This window comes from Paraburkholderia tagetis, assembly GCF_022213065.1.
GTDB lineage: Bacteria > Pseudomonadota > Gammaproteobacteria > Burkholderiales > Burkholderiaceae > Paraburkholderia > Paraburkholderia tagetis.
This window is the reverse complement of the sequence record NZ_JAKLJA010000008.1, coordinates 139,292-155,960: the sequence shown is the minus strand read 5'-3', so window position 1 is coordinate 155,960 and position 16,669 is coordinate 139,292. Positions and strand designations below refer to the sequence as shown.

The window sequence follows — 16,669 nt, the reverse complement described above, 5'->3', positions numbered from 1 at the left end:
GTATCGGACACGGCGGATCTCGGGTGATGCGAAGTTTGGGCGGGAAACGCGCGGACGCGGCAGGTGTGGCAGGTGCGGCGCGGGCAACCCCGCGATTGTTGCAGACCTGGCGCGATTCTGCAGCGGACGCTTCAAAGCGAATGCCTCACTCAAGCGCTGTGGATGCGTCGTCCCAATGCGGGGCGCGCACGCGAAAACGCCCTGGTTGCCATGTCGCCGGAAATCAATGCAACTAACTGCCAAGTATGCTCAATGCCCGCGAGCCGCCGCCACGCTGCGCATCCACGCGAGCCGCCCCGCGCAACCCGAATGGCGCAGCGCCGCGCGAAAACCAAAAATGTCCTACTCTGCAAACTGACTTGCGCCTGCCCAGCCGTCGCATTTGCTGCTGCATTTGCCCCCTATTTGCCCGCATTTGCCACCTCCGCTGCGCGGCGCGCCGTTTTGAGGGAGACATTCGATGACAGCAGTGGGTCTTGAATTCGACCAATTGAAGAGCAGTGCCGACGCGCTGCGTCGCTCCGTGTCGAACCGCCTGATGTACGGCGTCGGCAAGGACGCCGTGACCGCGCGTCCGCAGGACTGGCTGCACGCCGCCGCGCTGGCCGTGCGCGACCGCCTCGTCGAGCGCTGGATGGTGACCACGCGCCGCCAGTACGACCAGGACGCCAAGCGCGTCTATTACCTGTCGATGGAGTTCCTCATCGGCCGCACCTTCTCCAACGCGCTGCTCGCGCTCGGCATCTACGACCCGATGAAAGAGGCGCTCGCGGGCCTCGGCGTCGACATGGAAGCGCTCATCGAGCTCGAACCCGACGCCGCGCTCGGCAACGGCGGCCTCGGACGCCTCGCTGCATGCTTTCTCGATTCGATGGCGACGCTCGGCATCCCGGGCTTCGGCTATGGCATCCGTTACGACTACGGCATGTTTCGCCAGCAGGTCATCAACGGCGAGCAGGTGGAGGAGCCCGATTACTGGCTGCGCTCGGGCAACCCATGGGAATTCCCGCGCCCCGAGGTGCAGTATCCCGTGCACTTCGGCGGGCGCACCGTACAGAACAACGGCACCGTGGAGTGGATCGAGACGCATACCGTGAACGCGATGGCTTACGACACCATCATTCCCGGCTATGCGACGAGCGCCACCAACACGCTGCGCCTGTGGTCGGCACGCGCCGGCGAGGAGCTCGATCTCTCTGCCTTCAACCAGGGCGACTATCAGCGCGCGGTGGAGGCGCGCAACATCTCCGAAAACGTCTCGCGCCTGCTCTATCCCGACGACTCGACCATGGCGGGACGCGAATTGCGGCTGCGCCAGGAGTATTTCTTCGTTTCGGCGACGATGCAGGATCTGATCCGCCGCTACCTGCGCACGCACAGCACGTTCGGCCGCTTCTCCGACAAGGTCGCGGTGCACCTGAACGATACGCACCCGGTGCTGGCGATTCCCGAGCTGATCCGCCTGCTCGTGGACGTCTATCACATGCCCTGGAACGAGGCGATGGGCCACGTCAAGCGCGTGTTCTCGTACACCAATCACACGCTGATGCCCGAAGCGCTGGAAACCTGGGATATCGAACTATTGGCGCGCGTGCTGCCGCGCCATCTCGAGATCATCTTCGACATCAACGCCGCGTTCCTGCACGAGGCGAGTGAAAAGGGCGCGCACGATCTCGACTTCATCCGCCGCATTTCGCTCGTGGACGAATACGGCCAGCGGCGCGTGCGCATGGCGTATCTCGCGATCGTCGCGAGCCACAAGGTGAACGGCGTCTCGAAGCTGCACTCGCAGTTGATGACGCGCGATATCTTCGCCGACTTCGCACGGCTCTTTCCCGAGCGCTTCACGAACGTGACCAACGGCATCACGCCGCGGCGCTGGCTGGCCCAGGCAAGCCAGCCGCTCGCGCGGCTCGTGGACGAGGCCATCGGCACGCAATGGCGCACCGACTTGTTCGAGCTTGGCGCGCTGCGCAAGGTCGCGGGCGACGCGGCGTTCGAGCAGGCGTTCCGCGCGGCCAAGCGCGAAAACAAGCTGCGCCTCATCCGCAGGATGACCGCGCGCACAGGCCTCGCATTCAACCCCGACGCGCTGTTCGACATGCAGGTCAAGCGCATCCACGAATACAAGCGGCAATTGCTCAACGTGCTGCATGTGATCACGCGCTACAACCGCATCGTGCAGGAACCCGAACGGGACTGGGTGCCGCGCGTCGTGCTGTTCGCGGGCAAGGCGGCCTCGGCTTACCGCATGGCCAAGACCATCATTCGCCTCATCAACGACGTGGCCGCGAAAGTGAATCACGACCCCGTGGCGGGCGATCGTCTCAAGGTGGTGTTCGTGCCGAATTACGGCGTGAGCGTGGCCGAAGTGGTGATTCCGGCGGCCGATCTTTCCGAGCAGATCTCGACGGCGGGCACCGAGGCGTCGGGCACCGGCAACATGAAGCTCGCGCTCAACGGCGCGCTGACGATGGGCACGCTGGACGGCGCGAACATCGAGATCGGCGAGGCCGTGGGCGCGGATAACATCTTCATCTTCGGCAATACGTCCGACCAGGTCGATGCGCTGCGCTGCGCGGGCTACCGGCCGCGTCAGCTATACGAAGAGAACGCCGAGCTGCGCATGGCGCTCGACCAGATCCGGCGGGGCTTTTTCTCGCCCGGCGATCCGGCGCGCTATGCGGAAATCTTCCATACGCTCGTGGATTGGGGCGATCACTACATGGTGCTCGCCGACTACGCCGCGTTCATTCAGGCGCAAGAGGCCGCGGACCGGCGCTTTGTCGACGTGCCTGGCTGGACCGCGAGCGCGATCGAGAATGTGGCGGGCATGGGCATGTTCTCGTCGGACCGCGCGATTGCGGAGTATGCGCGCGAGATCTGGCATACGAAGTCGATTGATACGGGGCGATGATTCGCACTGTAGCGGTGCGAACCTGCCGCGGGCTTACCGCGGCTTCAATGTGCGGCGGGGGGCGCAGCGCTTGCGTCGGTGCGGGTGGCGCCGGTGGCGCTGACACCTTTAGCCGCCCGCACGGCTTGCTCGACGCGCTCGAGGAACGCGAGATCGGCGCTCCAGACCGCTTCGCGCGATTCGCCGCCCGTCACCACGAGCAACTGGTGCCTGGCCTCCTGCCAGATCCACGCGAGCCATCCCACCACGACCAGCATCACGCCGCACGCGAGCCCGGCACCCGAGCCGTATGCGCCGCCCACGGCGGCGAGCGCCACGCCAATCAGCGACAGCGCGATGGGCACCGCACGCTTGCGCTGCCCGGCGACGATGCGCAAATCGTCGATGTCGCGCAGCGGAAAGACCTGACCTGCTGCGGAGAGCGCGGTGCGCGTGACCGAGACGCCGGCTTCGTTGAAAGGGAGTTCCATCGGTTGATCGCTGCGAGGGGAAAGGGCGCAGCGTACCAGAAGCCGGCGCAAAAAGGCGGCGGCACGGCGCCGCGCGGAGCGGACGCCATGCCGTGCTTGTTGCGGCGAGCAGGCTTAGAACTTGTGGCGGATGCCGACGCGCAGTGCGACCTGGTTCTGCGAGCCGCTGCCCGAAGGCGCGAAGATGCTCGACGACGAATCGCCGATCTGCGCCTGCACCGGAGCGCCCTTGTAGGTGCCCGATGCGTCTTCGTAGGCCACGAGGGCGTACACGTCCGTGCGCTTGCTGAGCGCATAGTCGGCAGACGCGTTGACCTGGTTCCAGTGCGCCGTGACGAGGCCCGATGCGCGCGAGTACGTGTAGCCCACCGCGCCCGTGAAGGCCGGCGTGAACGCGTACTTGCCGCCCACTTCGTAGGCGTTGTAGAGCGTCGACGAACCGGTGACCGGCGCAAAGCGCGTGTTGGTCCACAGCAGCCACATCGTCGCTGCGCCCACCATATAGCGGCCGCCGAAGCCGAACGAGCGCAGATCGCGGATCACGCCCGTGCCGCCGCCCGTCGTGTTGACATTGGCGAGCGAGGTCGAGAACGAGGTGGGCGAAGCCGCGGCCGGGTAGGTGATGTCGGTGTACGCGCCGCCGAGGCTGAACGGGCCGTAGGCATAGTTCGCGCCGAAGCTGTACGCGCGCGACGAAGCCGTCGTGGTGCCCGCCGGCGAGCCGGCGAACGAGGTCGTGTTCGAGAAGCCATAGAGACCGCCGAACGTGAAGCCCGAGAAGTTCACGCTCTGGAACTTGACCGAGTTGTTGATGCGGCTCGAGGTGAGTTGGTCGACGTCGTTGACGTGGTAGGCCCAGTTGCCCGAAACCGTGTTGCCGCCGGTCGAGTACTGCGAGCCGAGCACGTCCGTGCTGAACGAGTACTGGCGGCCGAACGTGAGCGAACCGATGTTGCTCTTCGTGAGGCCGACGAACGCCTGGCGGCCAAACATCGAGTTGCCCTGGCCGGCCGTGCCGTTACCGACGTTGAAGCCGTTTTCGAGCACGAAGATTGCCTTCAGGCCGCCGCCCAGGTCTTCCGAGCCGCGCAGGCCCCAACGGCTGCCTTGCACGACGCCGTCGCCGAACGTGAAGGCCTTCGAGCTGCCTTTCGAAGCGTCCTGAACGTGATTGATGTAGTTCACGCCCGCGTCGATCAGGCCATACAGGGTCACGCTGCTTTGTGCGTGGGCTGCCCCGGCAAACGTGGTGAGAATAGCGGTGGTCAGAATCTTCTTTTTCAACTGTTTCTCCGGATGAAGGAAAGTTATTCCCCGGCCTCTTGGGGGCCGGTTGATGCGACGCGCTGCAATTTAAGGGTCGATCACGAAAGTAATGTGACAGTAAGAATATGCGGGATGAATGTTGTCTTGATGTGGCGCGGATGCCACAAGGTGGACGTGAGTCGCGCGGGGATGGGGCTGGCGGTATCCGGATCGCTGTGTTGATTAGCGATACGAATTAATTGGGAGGGGATTTGCCGATGAGGCGCACTGGCTCATGTCATGTCAGGCACGAGCCAGTGGGATGGACGTCAAAGTTGGAAAAACATCAAAGCGACAGCAGCGACCCCGTGCGGATCGGCTTGTCACCCGCAATGCGCGCGATCTCCATGCCGGCCGTTGCGAAGCGCGCACTATGCCGCGCGTACATCACGCCGCTCACGCTGGCGTATAGCGTGGTCAATGTGTCGGTGAGCGGGTCCACGATATCGGCGACCGGCGCGCCGGCTTCGATCCACGCACCGCACTCGGCGCGGAACACGATCACGCCGCTCGTGGGTGCCGCGATCGGCTCCGTGCCCGCAAGCGGCGTGGCTGGATGCGCGAGCGGCGGCAGCGGAGCCGCCGTGCCGTCGATCACGCCATAGCCGGTCAGATACTCGACGATGGCCTGCGCATCGCGCTCGGCGAATTCGTGCGAGACGTCGCGCTGGCTGCGCAACTCCACCGTCACCGAAATCGAGCTGTGCGGAATCGGGAAGCGCTGGCCGAAGCGCTCGCGCAGCTCCGACCAGCAAAAGCTATGAATCTCGTCGAACGGATTGCCGATCGAATTGAGCGCGAGCAGCGACGCCTTGGCATCCAGGTAGCGCGAGAGCGGCTCGACCTCGGGCCAGAGCTCGGGATTCGTGTAGATGTGCAGCGCGGCTTCCCAGTCGCAGTGCAGGTCCAGCACGATATCGGCGTCGTAGGAAAGGCGCTGCAGCGCGAGGCGCTGCGAATCGATCTCGGTCTTCGGCTTTTGCGCCGCGAGCGCCTCGCCCATCGCGGCGCGAATGGCGGCGCGGTTAGCGTCGGCATCGGGGCCGAGGCGCCCCTCGATCTGCGGCAGCACGAGCGCCGTGAGATCGTAGAAGTTGCGATTGAAGTTCTGCGCGGTGTTCGACTCGAAGCGGCCGATGAGGTGGCCGAGCCAATGCTGGTTCAGGCCGATGGGGTTCGAGACCGGAACCACGACGACTTCTCCGCGCAACCTTCCCGCCGCTTCGAGCGCGGCAAGCTTGCGCCGCAGCGCCCAGGCGGCGAGCATGCCGGGCAGCTCGTCGGCATGCAGGGACGATTGCACGTACACCTTCTTGCCGCCGGGCTGGCCGTAGTGGAAGCTCGTGAGCTGGCGCGCAGTGCCGAGCGCGGGCGCTATCAACGGATGGTGGTGGGTTTGCATGATGGACTCGCGTGGCGCGTCGGAGCGCGCGGCGCGTTCAGAGTGAAGGTATGAATGGCCCGCTGGCGGGCCGGTGCCCATGATCTTAGCCGATCTGGACAGCGGGCTGAAAGGTGGCGCTCGCCGGCCCGGGCGCGGACGCGCGAGCCAAGAAACCACCGCAAAAACAAAAAGCCCGGCGCAAAGGCCGGGCTTTCTTCCGTCGTCGAGCCGGACCGCGCTTTCACGCGGCGCCGGCTTTCAGGCCGTGCTTGCGGTGCTTAGCCGCCGTACACGTCGAAGTCGAAGTACTTCGACTCGATCTTCTTGTACGTGCCGTCCTTGATCATGTCGGCGATGGCCTTGTCGATCTTCGTCTTCAGGTCGGCGTCTTCCTTGCGCAGGCCGATGGCGGCGGCACCCGTCGGGATTTCCTTGCCCGCGAACTGGAAGCCCGCGCCGCGCGGCGTCTTCAGGAAGCCGAGGTCGGCTTGCACTTCATCTTGCAGCGCGGCGTCCAGGCGGCCCGAGAGCAGGTCGGCGTAGACCTGGTCCTGGTTCTGGTAAGGCACCACGTTCACGCCCTTCGGCGCCCAGTTTTCCTTCGCATAGGTTTCCTGGATCGTGCCTTGCTCGACGCCCACCGACTTGCCCTTGAGCGCGTCGGCCGTCGGCTGGAGCGCGGTGCCCTTCTTGGCGACGAGGCGCGTGGGCGTGTTGAACAGCTTCGCCGAGAAGGCGATCTGCTCGGAGCGCTGCGGGGTGATCGTCATCGACGAGAGCACGCCGTCGAACTTCTTCGCCTTCAGGCCCGGGATCATGCCGTCGAAGTCCTGCTCGACCCACACGCACTTCGCGTTCAGGCGCTTGCAGATCTCGTTGCCGAGGTCGATGTCGAAGCCGACGAGCTTGCCATCGGGTGCCTTGGATTCGAACGGCGCGTAGCTCGCGTCGACGCCGAAGCGCACGGTGGTCCAGTCCTTCGCGTGGGCGACGCTAGCCGAGACCGCGAGCAGGGCGACCGACAGGGTGGCAAGCAGTTTTTTCACTATGTGTACTCCTCGGTATGGTTCAGGACGCGCAGCGTGCGGTCGTGCCGCCGCCGTGCATTGCTCCGGCGCGGCTCGCGCTGGAACTTTGGTTGAGCTCGCTGGCTTGGAAGCGAGCGGCGGCGCAAAGCTTACCAGGGTCAAAATTGCCGCGTCGCTAGTGTAATACCGGATGGCGGGATTCAATGCGCTTAACGAACGTTCGCGCACTGGCGAAGCGAGGGCGCAAAGCCTTGTGGGACAAGGCTTGCGGGGGTTCAAGGCAGTGGCTGTGCGCGGCGCCCGGGAGCGCGATTGCGATGCTTCGCCGCAACAGTCTGAAGAATGCGCTGCACGCATGTTGGGGAGTCGAAAACGAAACGACGGCGTGTCGTTGGGTTTCGGTGTCAGCCAGGCTGCCGGCGTGTGCAGATGCAGCAAAAAGCGCGCTCTGCGCTTCGCTCAGACCACGCGCGTGCCCGCGCGGTAAGTCGCGCGCGGCACCGGCAGCGTGTCGAGCATCGTCACGCGCACGAAGTCGGCGCGCAGGCCCGGCTCGATCGCGCCGCGGTCCGTGAGGCCCGCCTTGTGCGCCGGTTCACACGAGACCGCGGCGAGCGCGCGCGGCAGCGTCCAGTCGGCTCCGGTCACGAGATCGAATGCGGCGGTGAGCAGGCTCGACGGGACATAGTCCGACGACAGGATATCGAGCAGGCCGGCCTGCGCCAGTTCGAGCGCCGAGACGTTGCCCGAATGCGAGCCGCCGCGCACCACGTTCGGCGCGCCCATGATCGTGGCGATACCGCGCTTTTTCGCCTCCGCGGCGGCCACGCGCGTCGTCGGGAATTCGGCGAGGACGATGCCTTCTCGCGCCGCCTGTTCGACGTGCTCGACGAGCGTGTCGTCATGGCTCGCGAGCGGGATATGGCGCGCGCGGCAGCGCTCGACGATCGCGCGGCGATGCGCGTCGGCGTAGCGCTCCTGCTCGGTGGCCATCTCGGCGAGTGTGGTTTCGGCCTGCGCGTCGGTCCATTTGCCGTGGCGCTCCTGAAAGCGCCGCCATTGCGTGCGGTCGTGCCACTGGCGCTGGCCTGGCGTGTGGTCCATCACCGAGGCGAGGCGCAGGAGCGGGTGCTCGCTCAGCGTGTCGAAAAGCTCGATCACGTCTTCGGTCGCGATCTCGCAGCGCAGATGCAGAAAGTGGTCGGCGCGCAGCAGCTTGTGCTCCGAAAAGCGCGAGAGCGCGGCGGCGCTCGCGAGCTGCACCTCGCGCCCGCGCGCACCCACTGCGGCGCGCGTGCCGATGGCGAGCGCGTCGAATACCGTCGTGATGCCGGCGGCGGCGATCTGCGCGTCGTGGATCACAAATGCGGCATCGGTGTTCCAGTGCACGCCGGGGCGCGGCGCGAGGTGCTTTTCGAGGTTGTCGGTGTGCAGCTCGACGAGCCCTGGCAGCAGGAAGTCGCCCTCCCAGTCCTGTGCATCGGTCGCGGCGGTCGCGCCGCGCGAGAGCTCGCGGATCAGGCCGTCCTCGACACGCAGCGTGCCGGTGAAAATTTCGTCTCGCGTCACGATGCGCGCGTTCTTGATCAACATCGTCGGGCTCCGAAAATCGGGTCGCATTCCTGGTGCGGTCAGGGCGCGAATTAAGGCGCGAATTCAAACGCCAGTTTGCCCTGTCGCAAATGACAGGCCGCGGCTTTTCAAGGCACTTTCAGGCACTTTCAGCCTGGTTCAGCGATAGCCGCCTGCGCGTGCGCAGCATCGGCGCGGGCGCTCGGCGAACGCGCGCGCGATCGATGGATCCGGAGTCATGGCTCGTCCTATACCGGCAGAACGGAGGCTACTTGGGGTTGTCGAATTTCGGAATCGGCGAGGGCGAGGTGAGATAGCGGCCGTTCACCGTCACAGGATAGTCGTAGGTCGTGGCGATGCCGCCCGTGCCACAGCCATACGGCAGCGGCATTTCGCGCGAGGCGAACGGTATTTATTCATCTAAACGTCTAGACGTTTAAAATCGCAGTGAGGCCGTGCGCACGAGCGATGTTTTCATATTTCCATCACGCCTGGCGAACTACAATGCGCAAGCTACGTCCATATTGAACCCGGAAGGAATGACAGCGCCATGACATCGAACGACGACGCACCGCACAGCATGCTCGAGCGGGGCGCAGGCGTGGCGGTGTGGCGGCAGATCGAGCAGATCCTCGCGGCCGAGATCGCGGCAAAGGGCTTCGGCGAGGACGGCCGCCTGCCGAGCGAAGGCGAACTGGCGAGGCGCTTCGACGTGAACCGGCACACGGTGCGTCGCGCCATGCTGGGACTCGCCGCGCTCGGCCTCGTGAGCGTGGAGCAGGGGCGCGGCACCTTCGTGCAGCCCGGTGCGATCGATTACACCATCGGCAAGCGCACGCGCTTCACTGAGAACCTGAAGCGGCAACAGCACTCGGCGGCGGGCAGGCTGCTCGCGTCGTCGCGCGTGAAGGCCGACCCGAGCGTCGCGAAGGCGCTCGCCATCCGCGCCGGCGCGCTGGTCTACCGGCTGGAGAAGCTGCACGAGTCGGAAGGCGTGCCGCTCACCTACGCGCGCAGCTGGTATCCGGCCGCACGCTTTGCCGATCTGCCCGCGGTCATGGAGCGCGTGGACAGCACCTCGAAGGCGCTCGCCGAATTCGGCGTGAGCGATTATCTGCGCAAGTGGAGCCGCATCGGCAGCGTGCTGCCCGAGCCCGAAGTGGCGCGGCGCCTGAACATCAACCGGCAGCAGCCGGTGCTGTGGGTCGAGAACGTCGACGTCGATCTCGATGGCGTGCCGATCAAGTACGGCATTACGCATTTCGCAGCCGACCGCGTGCAGTTGATGGTGGAGCACGACGTATGAGCGCGGCGCACGAAGACTGGAGCGAGACGACGCGCTTTGCGCTCTATTACGCGCCGCCGCGCGCCTCGCAGTGGTGGCGGGCTGGCTGCGCCTGGCTCGGCCGCGACCCGGAAAGCGGCGAGACCCGCGTGCCGCCGCAGCCCGCCGGGCTCGCGCAGCCGCTCGACGCGCTCACTGCCGCGCCGCGACGCTATGGCTGGCACGGTACGCTCGTGCCGCCGTTTCGGCTCGCCGCGGGCGTGTCGCCGCAAACGCTGCTCGCCGCCACGCAGGCCTGGGCCGAGGGGCGCGCGCGCTTCGAAGTCGCGGTGGAGGCGGCCATGCTCGCGCGCTTCGTTGCGCTGCGGGCCGCCGATGAAAGCGGCGCGCGGGCGCTGCGCGAGCTCGCCGCCGACGCCCTGCGCACGCTCGGCCACCTGCGCGCCGCGCAAACGGCCGACGAACTCGCGAAGCGCCTCGACGGACCGCTCACGCCGCGCCAGCGTGCCTATGTCGAAGAATGGGGCTACCCGTATGTGTTCGACGAATTCCGCTTCCACATGACGCTCTCCGATTCGCTCGACGACGACGCGGTGCGCGCCGCGCTCGCGTTCGCCTGGAATGCGCAGATGCGCGACGCGGGAGCGCTGCCGGTTGAAGGCGTCGCGCTTTACGTCGAGCCGCTTCCGGGCGAGCCGTTCGCGCTGTGGCGGCGCGTGGATTTTCCCGTGAGCCGACCCGCGAACTTGCAGGCGCGGGGACGCGCATGACGTCCCGCCTGATCTACGTGATGGGGCCCTCGGGCGCGGGCAAGGACTCGCTGCTCGGCTTTGCCCGCGCGCGGCTCGCGGCCGACGGGGTGCTGTTCGCGCACCGCTACATCACGCGCGAAGCGGGTGGCGGCGAGAACCACATCGCGCTCACCAACACAGAGTTCGAGGCGCGTTCGCGCCATGGCCTCTTCGCGCTGCAATGGCGCAGCCACGCGCTGCGGTATGGCGTCGGCGTGGAGATCGACCAATGGCTTGCGCTGGGTTGCACCGTGGTGCTGAACGGCTCGCGCGCCTACCTGAGCGAGGCGCTGGCGCGCTATCCGCGCATGACGCTCGTGCATGTGAACGCCGCGCAGCACGTGCTGGCCGCGCGGCTTGCCTCGCGCGCACGGGAGACGCCGGAGCAGGTCGCCGCGCGCCTTGCACGGCGCGCGCCGTTCGAACTGCCCGCGGGCACGTCGCTCACGCACATCGACAACTCGGGACGGCTGGAAGAGGCCGGTGTGGCGTTCGTCGAGGCGGTGCAGCGGGTGGCGGCGGGCTGAGCGCCGCGCCGTTCGCTGGCTTCACGCTGGCTTCATGAAGGGGGCGCCGGGGCGGATAGCGCGGATCGACCCGATCAGGTGCGCAGCGCCACCATCTCCGAGACGCGCTGGGCGGCCTGCTGGAGCGGTTCGAGGAAGGTCTTGACCATCTGCTTCGCCGAGGTGCGCTGGGCGTTGCCGCTGATGTTCATGGCGGCGATCACGCGGCCCTGGCGGTTGCGGATGGGCGCGGAGATCGAGATGAGCCCGCCTTCGAGTTCCTGGTCGACGATGGCCCAGCCTTGCTGGCGCACCTGCGCGACGATCTTCTTGATCTCGTCCTTGTCGGTGACCGTGCGCGGCGTGTGAGCGTAGAGCGGCGTGGCGCCGAGCGTGGCGTCGAGCGCCGGCTCGTCGAGCGCCGCGAGCAGCACGCGGCCCATGGACGTGCAGTAGGCGGGCAGCCGGCTGCCGATCGAGAGGTTGATCGTCATGATCTTGTGCGTGGGCACGCGCAGCACATAGACGATCTCGGTGCGGTCGAGCACGGCGGCCGAGCAGCTTTCGTGCACCTGACCCGAGAGCTCTTCCATGACAGGCTCGGCCAGATTCCAGAACGGCATCGAGGTGAGATACGCAAAGCCGAGGTCGAGGATCCTGGGCGTGAGCCGGAACAGGCGCCCTTCGGCCTCCACATAGCCGAGGGTTTGCAGCGTGAGCAGGATGCGGCGCGCGCCGGCGCGCGTGAGGCCGGTGGCCGCGGCGACGTCCGTGAGCGTCTGCTCGGGGTGCTCGGCATTGAACGCGCGGATCACGGAAAGCCCGCGCGCGAACGACTGCACGTAGGAGTCGCCTGGCTTTTCGGGGATCTCCGGTTGCTCGTCGGAAGGGGCGGGCGTAGCGCGGCTGGGGGGATTCATGGCGTCGTGGCGTCGGATCAAGGGCTGGAGGCGGCGCGTAAGGAACCCATGACGATAGCGCAAGCGCATGGATTCGCCAACCGGCGCGCGGCGGGCGGCGCCGGTCGAGACGGAAAAATCGCGGTTCTGGCGGACTTTATTGCATTGATATTTGATTTTCCATAATTCCGAGGGTTTGTATTGGAATTGACGTAATGCGAGAAAAGATATAAACGCGGCGAATTAGATTTGTCTCCCATTATCAAATTATCTTCCATTGAGCCAGTCGAATAATAATGTCAGACCTAATGGCGGGCTCGCTGCTTTAACCCTCCAATGATGCCCCATCATCCTCCGTGTTTTTAGATTTTCAGTAGTCTTGCGCGCGCTGGCAGTCCGCTATGCGGGGCTGTGTGCCCCTGTGGAAGGAAGCTGAAAGTTAAATGCGTCTTTCTGTCGCGCTTGCCCAAGCGAGATTTGTCACGGGCCTAAACCTTGGCTGAGATCAAATTTTTGGATAACGCATTTCCGTAGAATTTCGCCAAACACGTTAGGGGTGTATTTTGCATCGCTTTTTGCGATGTAAATGCATAGAAGCGTTCAGGTGGTTAAACGGAAAAACAGGCAAACATGAAGAGAAAAGCCTTCAAAAGGTGGTTAATCCCCCTCGGCAGCGGGCTGCTAGCCTCCCTCGCGGGGTGCAGCGAACTGACCGTGCTCGATCCCAAAGGCAGCGTCGGCGTGGCCGAAAAGCACCTCATCGCCACAGCCACGTGGGCCATGCTGCTCGTGGTGGTACCGGTGATCCTGCTCACGCTCTATTTCGCCTGGCGCTATCGCGCGTCCAACCGCAACGCCACCTATGCGCCCAAATGGGCGCACTCCACGGCGATCGAAGCGGTGACCTGGACCATTCCGATCGTCATCATCCTCTTTCTCGCCATCCTCACCTGGAAGACCTCTCACGAGCTCGATCCCTACAAACCGCTCGAATCGAACGTCAAGCCCATCAATGTCGAGGTGGTCGCGCTCGACTGGAAGTGGCTCTTCATCTACCCCGACCTCGGCATTGCCACGGTGAACCAGCTGGCTGTGCCGGTGGGCACGCCGGTCAATTTCCGCATTACGTCGGATTCGGTAATGAACTCGTTCTTCATCCCGCAACTGGGCACCCAGGTCTACGCCATGGCGGGCATGCAGACGCGCCTGCACCTGATCGCCGACCATGCCGGCGACTACGCGGGCATCTCGGCCAATTACAGCGGTAAAGGCTTCTCGGACATGAAGTTCCGCACACTCGCCACGAGCCAGCAGGATTTCGACGCCTGGGTCCAGAAGGTGAAGGCGTCCCAAACGTCGCTTTCGATGGACCAGTACGCGAAGGTCTCCGAGCCGAGCGAAAAGGCGCCGGTCGAGTACTTCTCGACGGTCGATTCGAAGCTCTTCAACAACATCATCGGGAAGTACAACAACGGCCACGTCACGGATTTCACCGACCCGTCGTGCGTGACCAAGGGGTAAGCGGCATGTTCGGCAAACTTACATTAGAGGCAATTCCGTTCGATCAGCCGATCATCATGGGCGCCGCGGCATTCATGGCGCTGATCGTGATCAGCGTGCTGGGTCTTGTCACCGTGACCGGCAAGTGGAAGTACATCTGGAGCGAGTGGATCACGAGCGTGGACCACAAGCGCATTGGCGTCATGTACATGATCGTGGCCGTGCTCATGCTCGTGCGCGGCTTTATCGACGCCGTCATGATGCGTCTCCAGCAGGCCCTCGCGTTCGACGCGCCAGGCTATCTGCCGCCGCACCACTATGACCAGATCTTCTCGGCGCACGGCGTCATCATGATCTTCTTCATGGCGATGGCGCTCATGGTCGGCCTGTTCAACCTCATCGTGCCATTGCAGATCGGTGCGCGCGACGTGGCGTTCCCGTTCCTGAACTCGCTCTCGTTCTGGATGACGGCCATCGCCATGATCCTCATTAACCTCTCGCTCGTAATCGGCGAGTTCGCGCAAACCGGCTGGCTCGCGTATCCGCCGCTGTCCGAACTGCAATTCAGTCCAGGCGTCGGGGTCGACTATTACATCTGGGCAGTTCAGCTTTCGGGCGTGGGCACACTCATAACCGGCATTAACTTCTTCGTGACCATCATCAAGATGCGCGCGCCGGGCATGAGCCTCATGAAAATGCCGGTGTTCACATGGACGGCGCTGTGCTCGAACGTGCTCATCATGGCCACGTTCCCGATCCTCACGATCGCCGTTGCGCTGCTCGGCTTCGACCGCTACCTCGGCATGCACTTCTTCACGAACGACGGTGGCGGCAACATGATGCTGTATCTGAACCTGATCTGGGCGTGGGGCCATCCCGAGGTGTACATCCTCGTGCTGCCTGCGTTCGGCATCTATTCGGAAATCATGGCCACGTTCTGCAAGAAGCCGCTGTTCGGCTACAAGACGATGGTCTATGCGTCGTGCGCCATCATGGTGCTGGCGTTTCTCGTCTGGCTGCACCACTTCTTCACGATGGGCTCGGGCGCCGACGTCAACGCGTTTTTCGGCATCATGACCATGGTCATCGCGATTCCCACGGGCGTGAAGATCTTCAACTGGCTGTTCACGATGTACCGCGGGCGCGTCCAGTTCACCGCGCCGGTGCTCTGGACCATCGGCTTCATGGTCACGTTCTCGATCGGCGGCATGACCGGCGTGATGATGGCCATTCCGGGCGCGGACTTCGTGCTGCACAACTCGCTCTTCCTCATTGCGCACTTCCATAACGCCATTATCGGCGGCGTGGTGTTCGGCTACCTCGCGGCCCTGCATTACTGGTTCCCGAAGGTGTTCGGCCTCAAGCCCAACGAGAAGCTGGGCAAGGCGTCGTTCTGGTGCTGGTTCGTGGGTTTCTACGTGGCGTTCGTGCCGCTGTACGTGCTCGGCTTCATGGGTGCGACGCGCCGCCTGAATCACTACGACAACCCCGCATGGCATCCGTTTTTCATCGTGGCGGCCATTGGCGTGGCGATCATCGCACTCGGCATCGTGCTCCAGGTGGTGCTGTGGGTGATGGCGTTTGTGAACCGCAACAAGGCGGAATGCCAGGATGTCACGGGCGATCCGTGGGACGGCCGCACCCTCGAATGGGCGACCTCGTCGCCGCCGGCGGCCTATAACTTCGCGCTCATTCCGCAGGTGCAGGACATCGACGCCTTCGCCCATATGAAGGAAACGGGCCGTGGCATGGGCCTCGCCGCGAAGTACAGCGACATTCACATGCCGTCGAATACGTCGGCGGGCTTCTTCGTCGGCGTGTGTAGTCTGCTGCTGGGCTTCGCGGGCGTCTGGCACATCACGTGGCTTGGCGTGCTCGCTTTCATCGCCATCGTTGTCATCGTCGCGGCCCATAGCTTCAGCGACGACGACGGCTACTACATTCCGGCCGCGAAGGTTCGCGAGATCGAAGAGAAGCGCCATCGCGCGGCGGTTGCCGTCGAGCGCAAGATGGAAGCTGTGGAGGCTTAATCGATGTTACAGAAAACCAATACGGCAACGCTTGCCGATTTCGATCACGACGATCACCCGCCGTCGCACTCCGTGTTCGGGTTCTGGGTATATCTGATGACGGACTGCGTCCTGTTCGCGGCGCTGTTTGCGACATTCGGCGTGCTCGGCCATCAGTTCGCGGGCGGCCCCACGGGCAAGGACCTGTTCAATATCGGCGACGTCGCGGTCGAAACCGCCGTGCTGCTGATTTCCAGCATCACCTACGGCTTCGCCATGCTCGGCGCGCAGCAGCGCAAGAGCGGCGCGGTCATTGGCTGGCTGGGCGTGACCTTCATTCTGGGCGCGCTCTTCCTCGTGCTGGAACTGCGCGAGTTCTCGCACCTGATCGCCGAGGGCGCTGGCCCGCAACGCAGCGCGTTCCTCTCGTCGTTCTTCGTGCTGGTCAGCACGCACGGTCTGCACGTCTTCTTCGGCCTCGTCTGGATGGCCGTGTTGATGATGCAGGTGATCCGCCGCCCTCAACTGGACGAGCGGGAAGTGCGCCGCCTCACGTGCCTGAGCCTTTTCTGGCACTTCCTCGACGTGGTGTGGATCTGCGTGTTTACCTTTGTCTATCTCGGGAGCGTGATTTAAATGGCGCATTCTCATAGCGAAGCTCATGGCAGCCTCGGCAGCTATGTGGCGGGCTTTATCCTCGCGGTGCTGTTGACCGCCGGTGCGTTCGGCATTGTCATGCACGGCACGATGGCGCCAAACGTCATGATGATCGTGCTTGCCGTGCTCGCCTTCGTGCAGGTGGTCGTGCACCTCGTGTTCTTCCTGCATCTGAACACGTCGTCGGAGCAGGGCTGGAACGTGCTCTCGCTCGCCTATACTGTGCTGGCCGCCGCGTTCCTGATCGTTGGCACGATCTGGGTCATGCACAACGTCGGCATGAACATGATGTCGCGATAATCCACGGGCTCTGCCCGGCGCCTCGGAGAGCATCCGGGGCGCCCTT

At 64.5% G+C, this 16,669-nt stretch carries 14 protein-coding genes and 1 pseudogene; 8 read left to right on the top strand and 7 right to left on the bottom strand.

Annotated elements, in window-relative coordinates:
* The first annotated feature begins 460 nt into the window (after nt 1–460).
* The gene (locus L5014_RS13105) at nt 461–2,917 is read left to right on the top strand and encodes a glycogen/starch/alpha-glucan phosphorylase (RefSeq protein ID WP_238464158.1); all 2,457 of its coding nucleotides are present in this window, start codon (nt 461–463) and stop codon (nt 2,915–2,917) included.
* A 44-nt stretch (nt 2,918–2,961) separates the two neighbouring features.
* Here L5014_RS13105 and L5014_RS13100 read toward each other — a convergent pair whose 3' ends face one another.
* From L5014_RS13100 to L5014_RS13075, 6 genes and pseudogenes are all read right to left on the bottom strand, one after another.
* Nucleotides 2,962–3,387, bottom strand: a complete 426-nt coding sequence (locus tag L5014_RS13100) for a DUF6232 family protein (RefSeq protein ID WP_238464156.1) — start codon at nt 3,385–3,387, stop codon at nt 2,962–2,964.
* A 114-nt stretch (nt 3,388–3,501) separates the two neighbouring features.
* The gene (locus L5014_RS13095; RefSeq protein WP_238464154.1) at nt 3,502–4,671 is read right to left on the bottom strand and encodes a porin; all 1,170 of its coding nucleotides are present in this window, start codon (nt 4,669–4,671) and stop codon (nt 3,502–3,504) included.
* 307 nt (nt 4,672–4,978) lie between these two features.
* On the bottom strand, nt 4,979–6,094 hold the full coding sequence (locus L5014_RS13090) for a succinylglutamate desuccinylase/aspartoacylase family protein (protein WP_238464152.1): 1,116 nt from the start codon (nt 6,092–6,094) through the stop codon (nt 4,979–4,981).
* Between the two features lie 260 nt (nt 6,095–6,354).
* Entirely contained in the window at nt 6,355–7,122 is a 768-nt protein-coding gene (locus L5014_RS13085) for an ABC transporter substrate-binding protein (RefSeq protein ID WP_238464149.1), read from the bottom strand.
* A gap of 441 nt (nt 7,123–7,563) precedes the next feature.
* Nucleotides 7,564–8,697, bottom strand: coding sequence for an alpha-D-ribose 1-methylphosphonate 5-triphosphate diphosphatase (locus tag L5014_RS13080; protein ID WP_238464147.1), 1,134 nt, complete (start codon nt 8,695–8,697; stop codon nt 7,564–7,566).
* Nucleotides 8,698–8,947: 250 nt separating this feature from the next.
* Nucleotides 8,948–9,088: pseudogene (locus tag L5014_RS13075) on the bottom strand (alpha-D-ribose 1-methylphosphonate 5-phosphate C-P-lyase PhnJ); the annotation flags it as partial.
* A 138-nt stretch (nt 9,089–9,226) separates the two neighbouring features.
* Between L5014_RS13075 and phnF the strand changes: the two are divergent.
* The 3 genes from phnF to phnN are packed head-to-tail and all read left to right on the top strand — an operon-like array spanning nt 9,227 to nt 11,279.
* Complete coding sequence (gene phnF / locus L5014_RS13070) at nt 9,227–9,982, top strand: phosphonate metabolism transcriptional regulator PhnF (RefSeq protein WP_238464145.1); 756 nt, start codon at nt 9,227–9,229, stop codon at nt 9,980–9,982.
* Nucleotides 9,979–10,731, top strand: coding sequence for a DUF1045 domain-containing protein (locus tag L5014_RS13065; protein ID WP_238464144.1), 753 nt, complete (start codon nt 9,979–9,981; stop codon nt 10,729–10,731). The genes phnF and L5014_RS13065 overlap by 4 nt, the downstream gene beginning before the upstream one ends.
* Nucleotides 10,728–11,279, top strand: coding sequence for a phosphonate metabolism protein/1,5-bisphosphokinase (PRPP-forming) PhnN (gene phnN / locus L5014_RS13060; RefSeq protein ID WP_238464142.1), 552 nt, complete (start codon nt 10,728–10,730; stop codon nt 11,277–11,279). The genes L5014_RS13065 and phnN overlap by 4 nt, the downstream gene beginning before the upstream one ends.
* 74 nt (nt 11,280–11,353) lie before the next feature.
* On the opposite strand, the gene L5014_RS13055 is transcribed toward phnN, so the two are convergent.
* A complete protein-coding gene (locus tag L5014_RS13055; protein WP_238464141.1) occupies nt 11,354–12,178 on the bottom strand; it encodes an IclR family transcriptional regulator in 825 nt (274 codons plus the stop codon).
* 609 nt (nt 12,179–12,787) lie between these two features.
* On the opposite strand from L5014_RS13055, the gene cyoA reads away from it, so the two are divergent.
* Genes cyoA through cyoD form a run of 4 tightly spaced genes read left to right on the top strand, consistent with a single transcriptional unit; the run spans nt 12,788 to nt 16,623 of the window.
* Nucleotides 12,788–13,678 (top strand): ubiquinol oxidase subunit II, encoded by an 891-nt coding sequence (cyoA, locus tag L5014_RS13050; RefSeq protein ID WP_238464140.1) that lies wholly within the window; start codon nt 12,788–12,790, stop codon nt 13,676–13,678.
* 5 nt (nt 13,679–13,683) lie between these two features.
* Nucleotides 13,684–15,687 carry a cytochrome o ubiquinol oxidase subunit I gene (gene cyoB, locus L5014_RS13045; protein ID WP_238464139.1) on the top strand — a complete coding sequence of 668 codons (2,004 nt, stop codon included), beginning with the start codon at nt 13,684–13,686 and terminating at the stop codon, nt 15,685–15,687.
* A gap of 3 nt (nt 15,688–15,690) precedes the next feature.
* Nucleotides 15,691–16,302 carry a cytochrome o ubiquinol oxidase subunit III gene (cyoC, locus tag L5014_RS13040; protein WP_238464138.1) on the top strand — a complete coding sequence of 204 codons (612 nt, stop codon included), beginning with the start codon at nt 15,691–15,693 and terminating at the stop codon, nt 16,300–16,302.
* Entirely contained in the window at nt 16,303–16,623 is a 321-nt protein-coding gene (cyoD, locus tag L5014_RS13035) for a cytochrome o ubiquinol oxidase subunit IV (RefSeq protein WP_238464137.1), read from the top strand. It abuts the gene before it with no gap.
* Nucleotides 16,624–16,669: the final 46 nt, after the last annotated feature.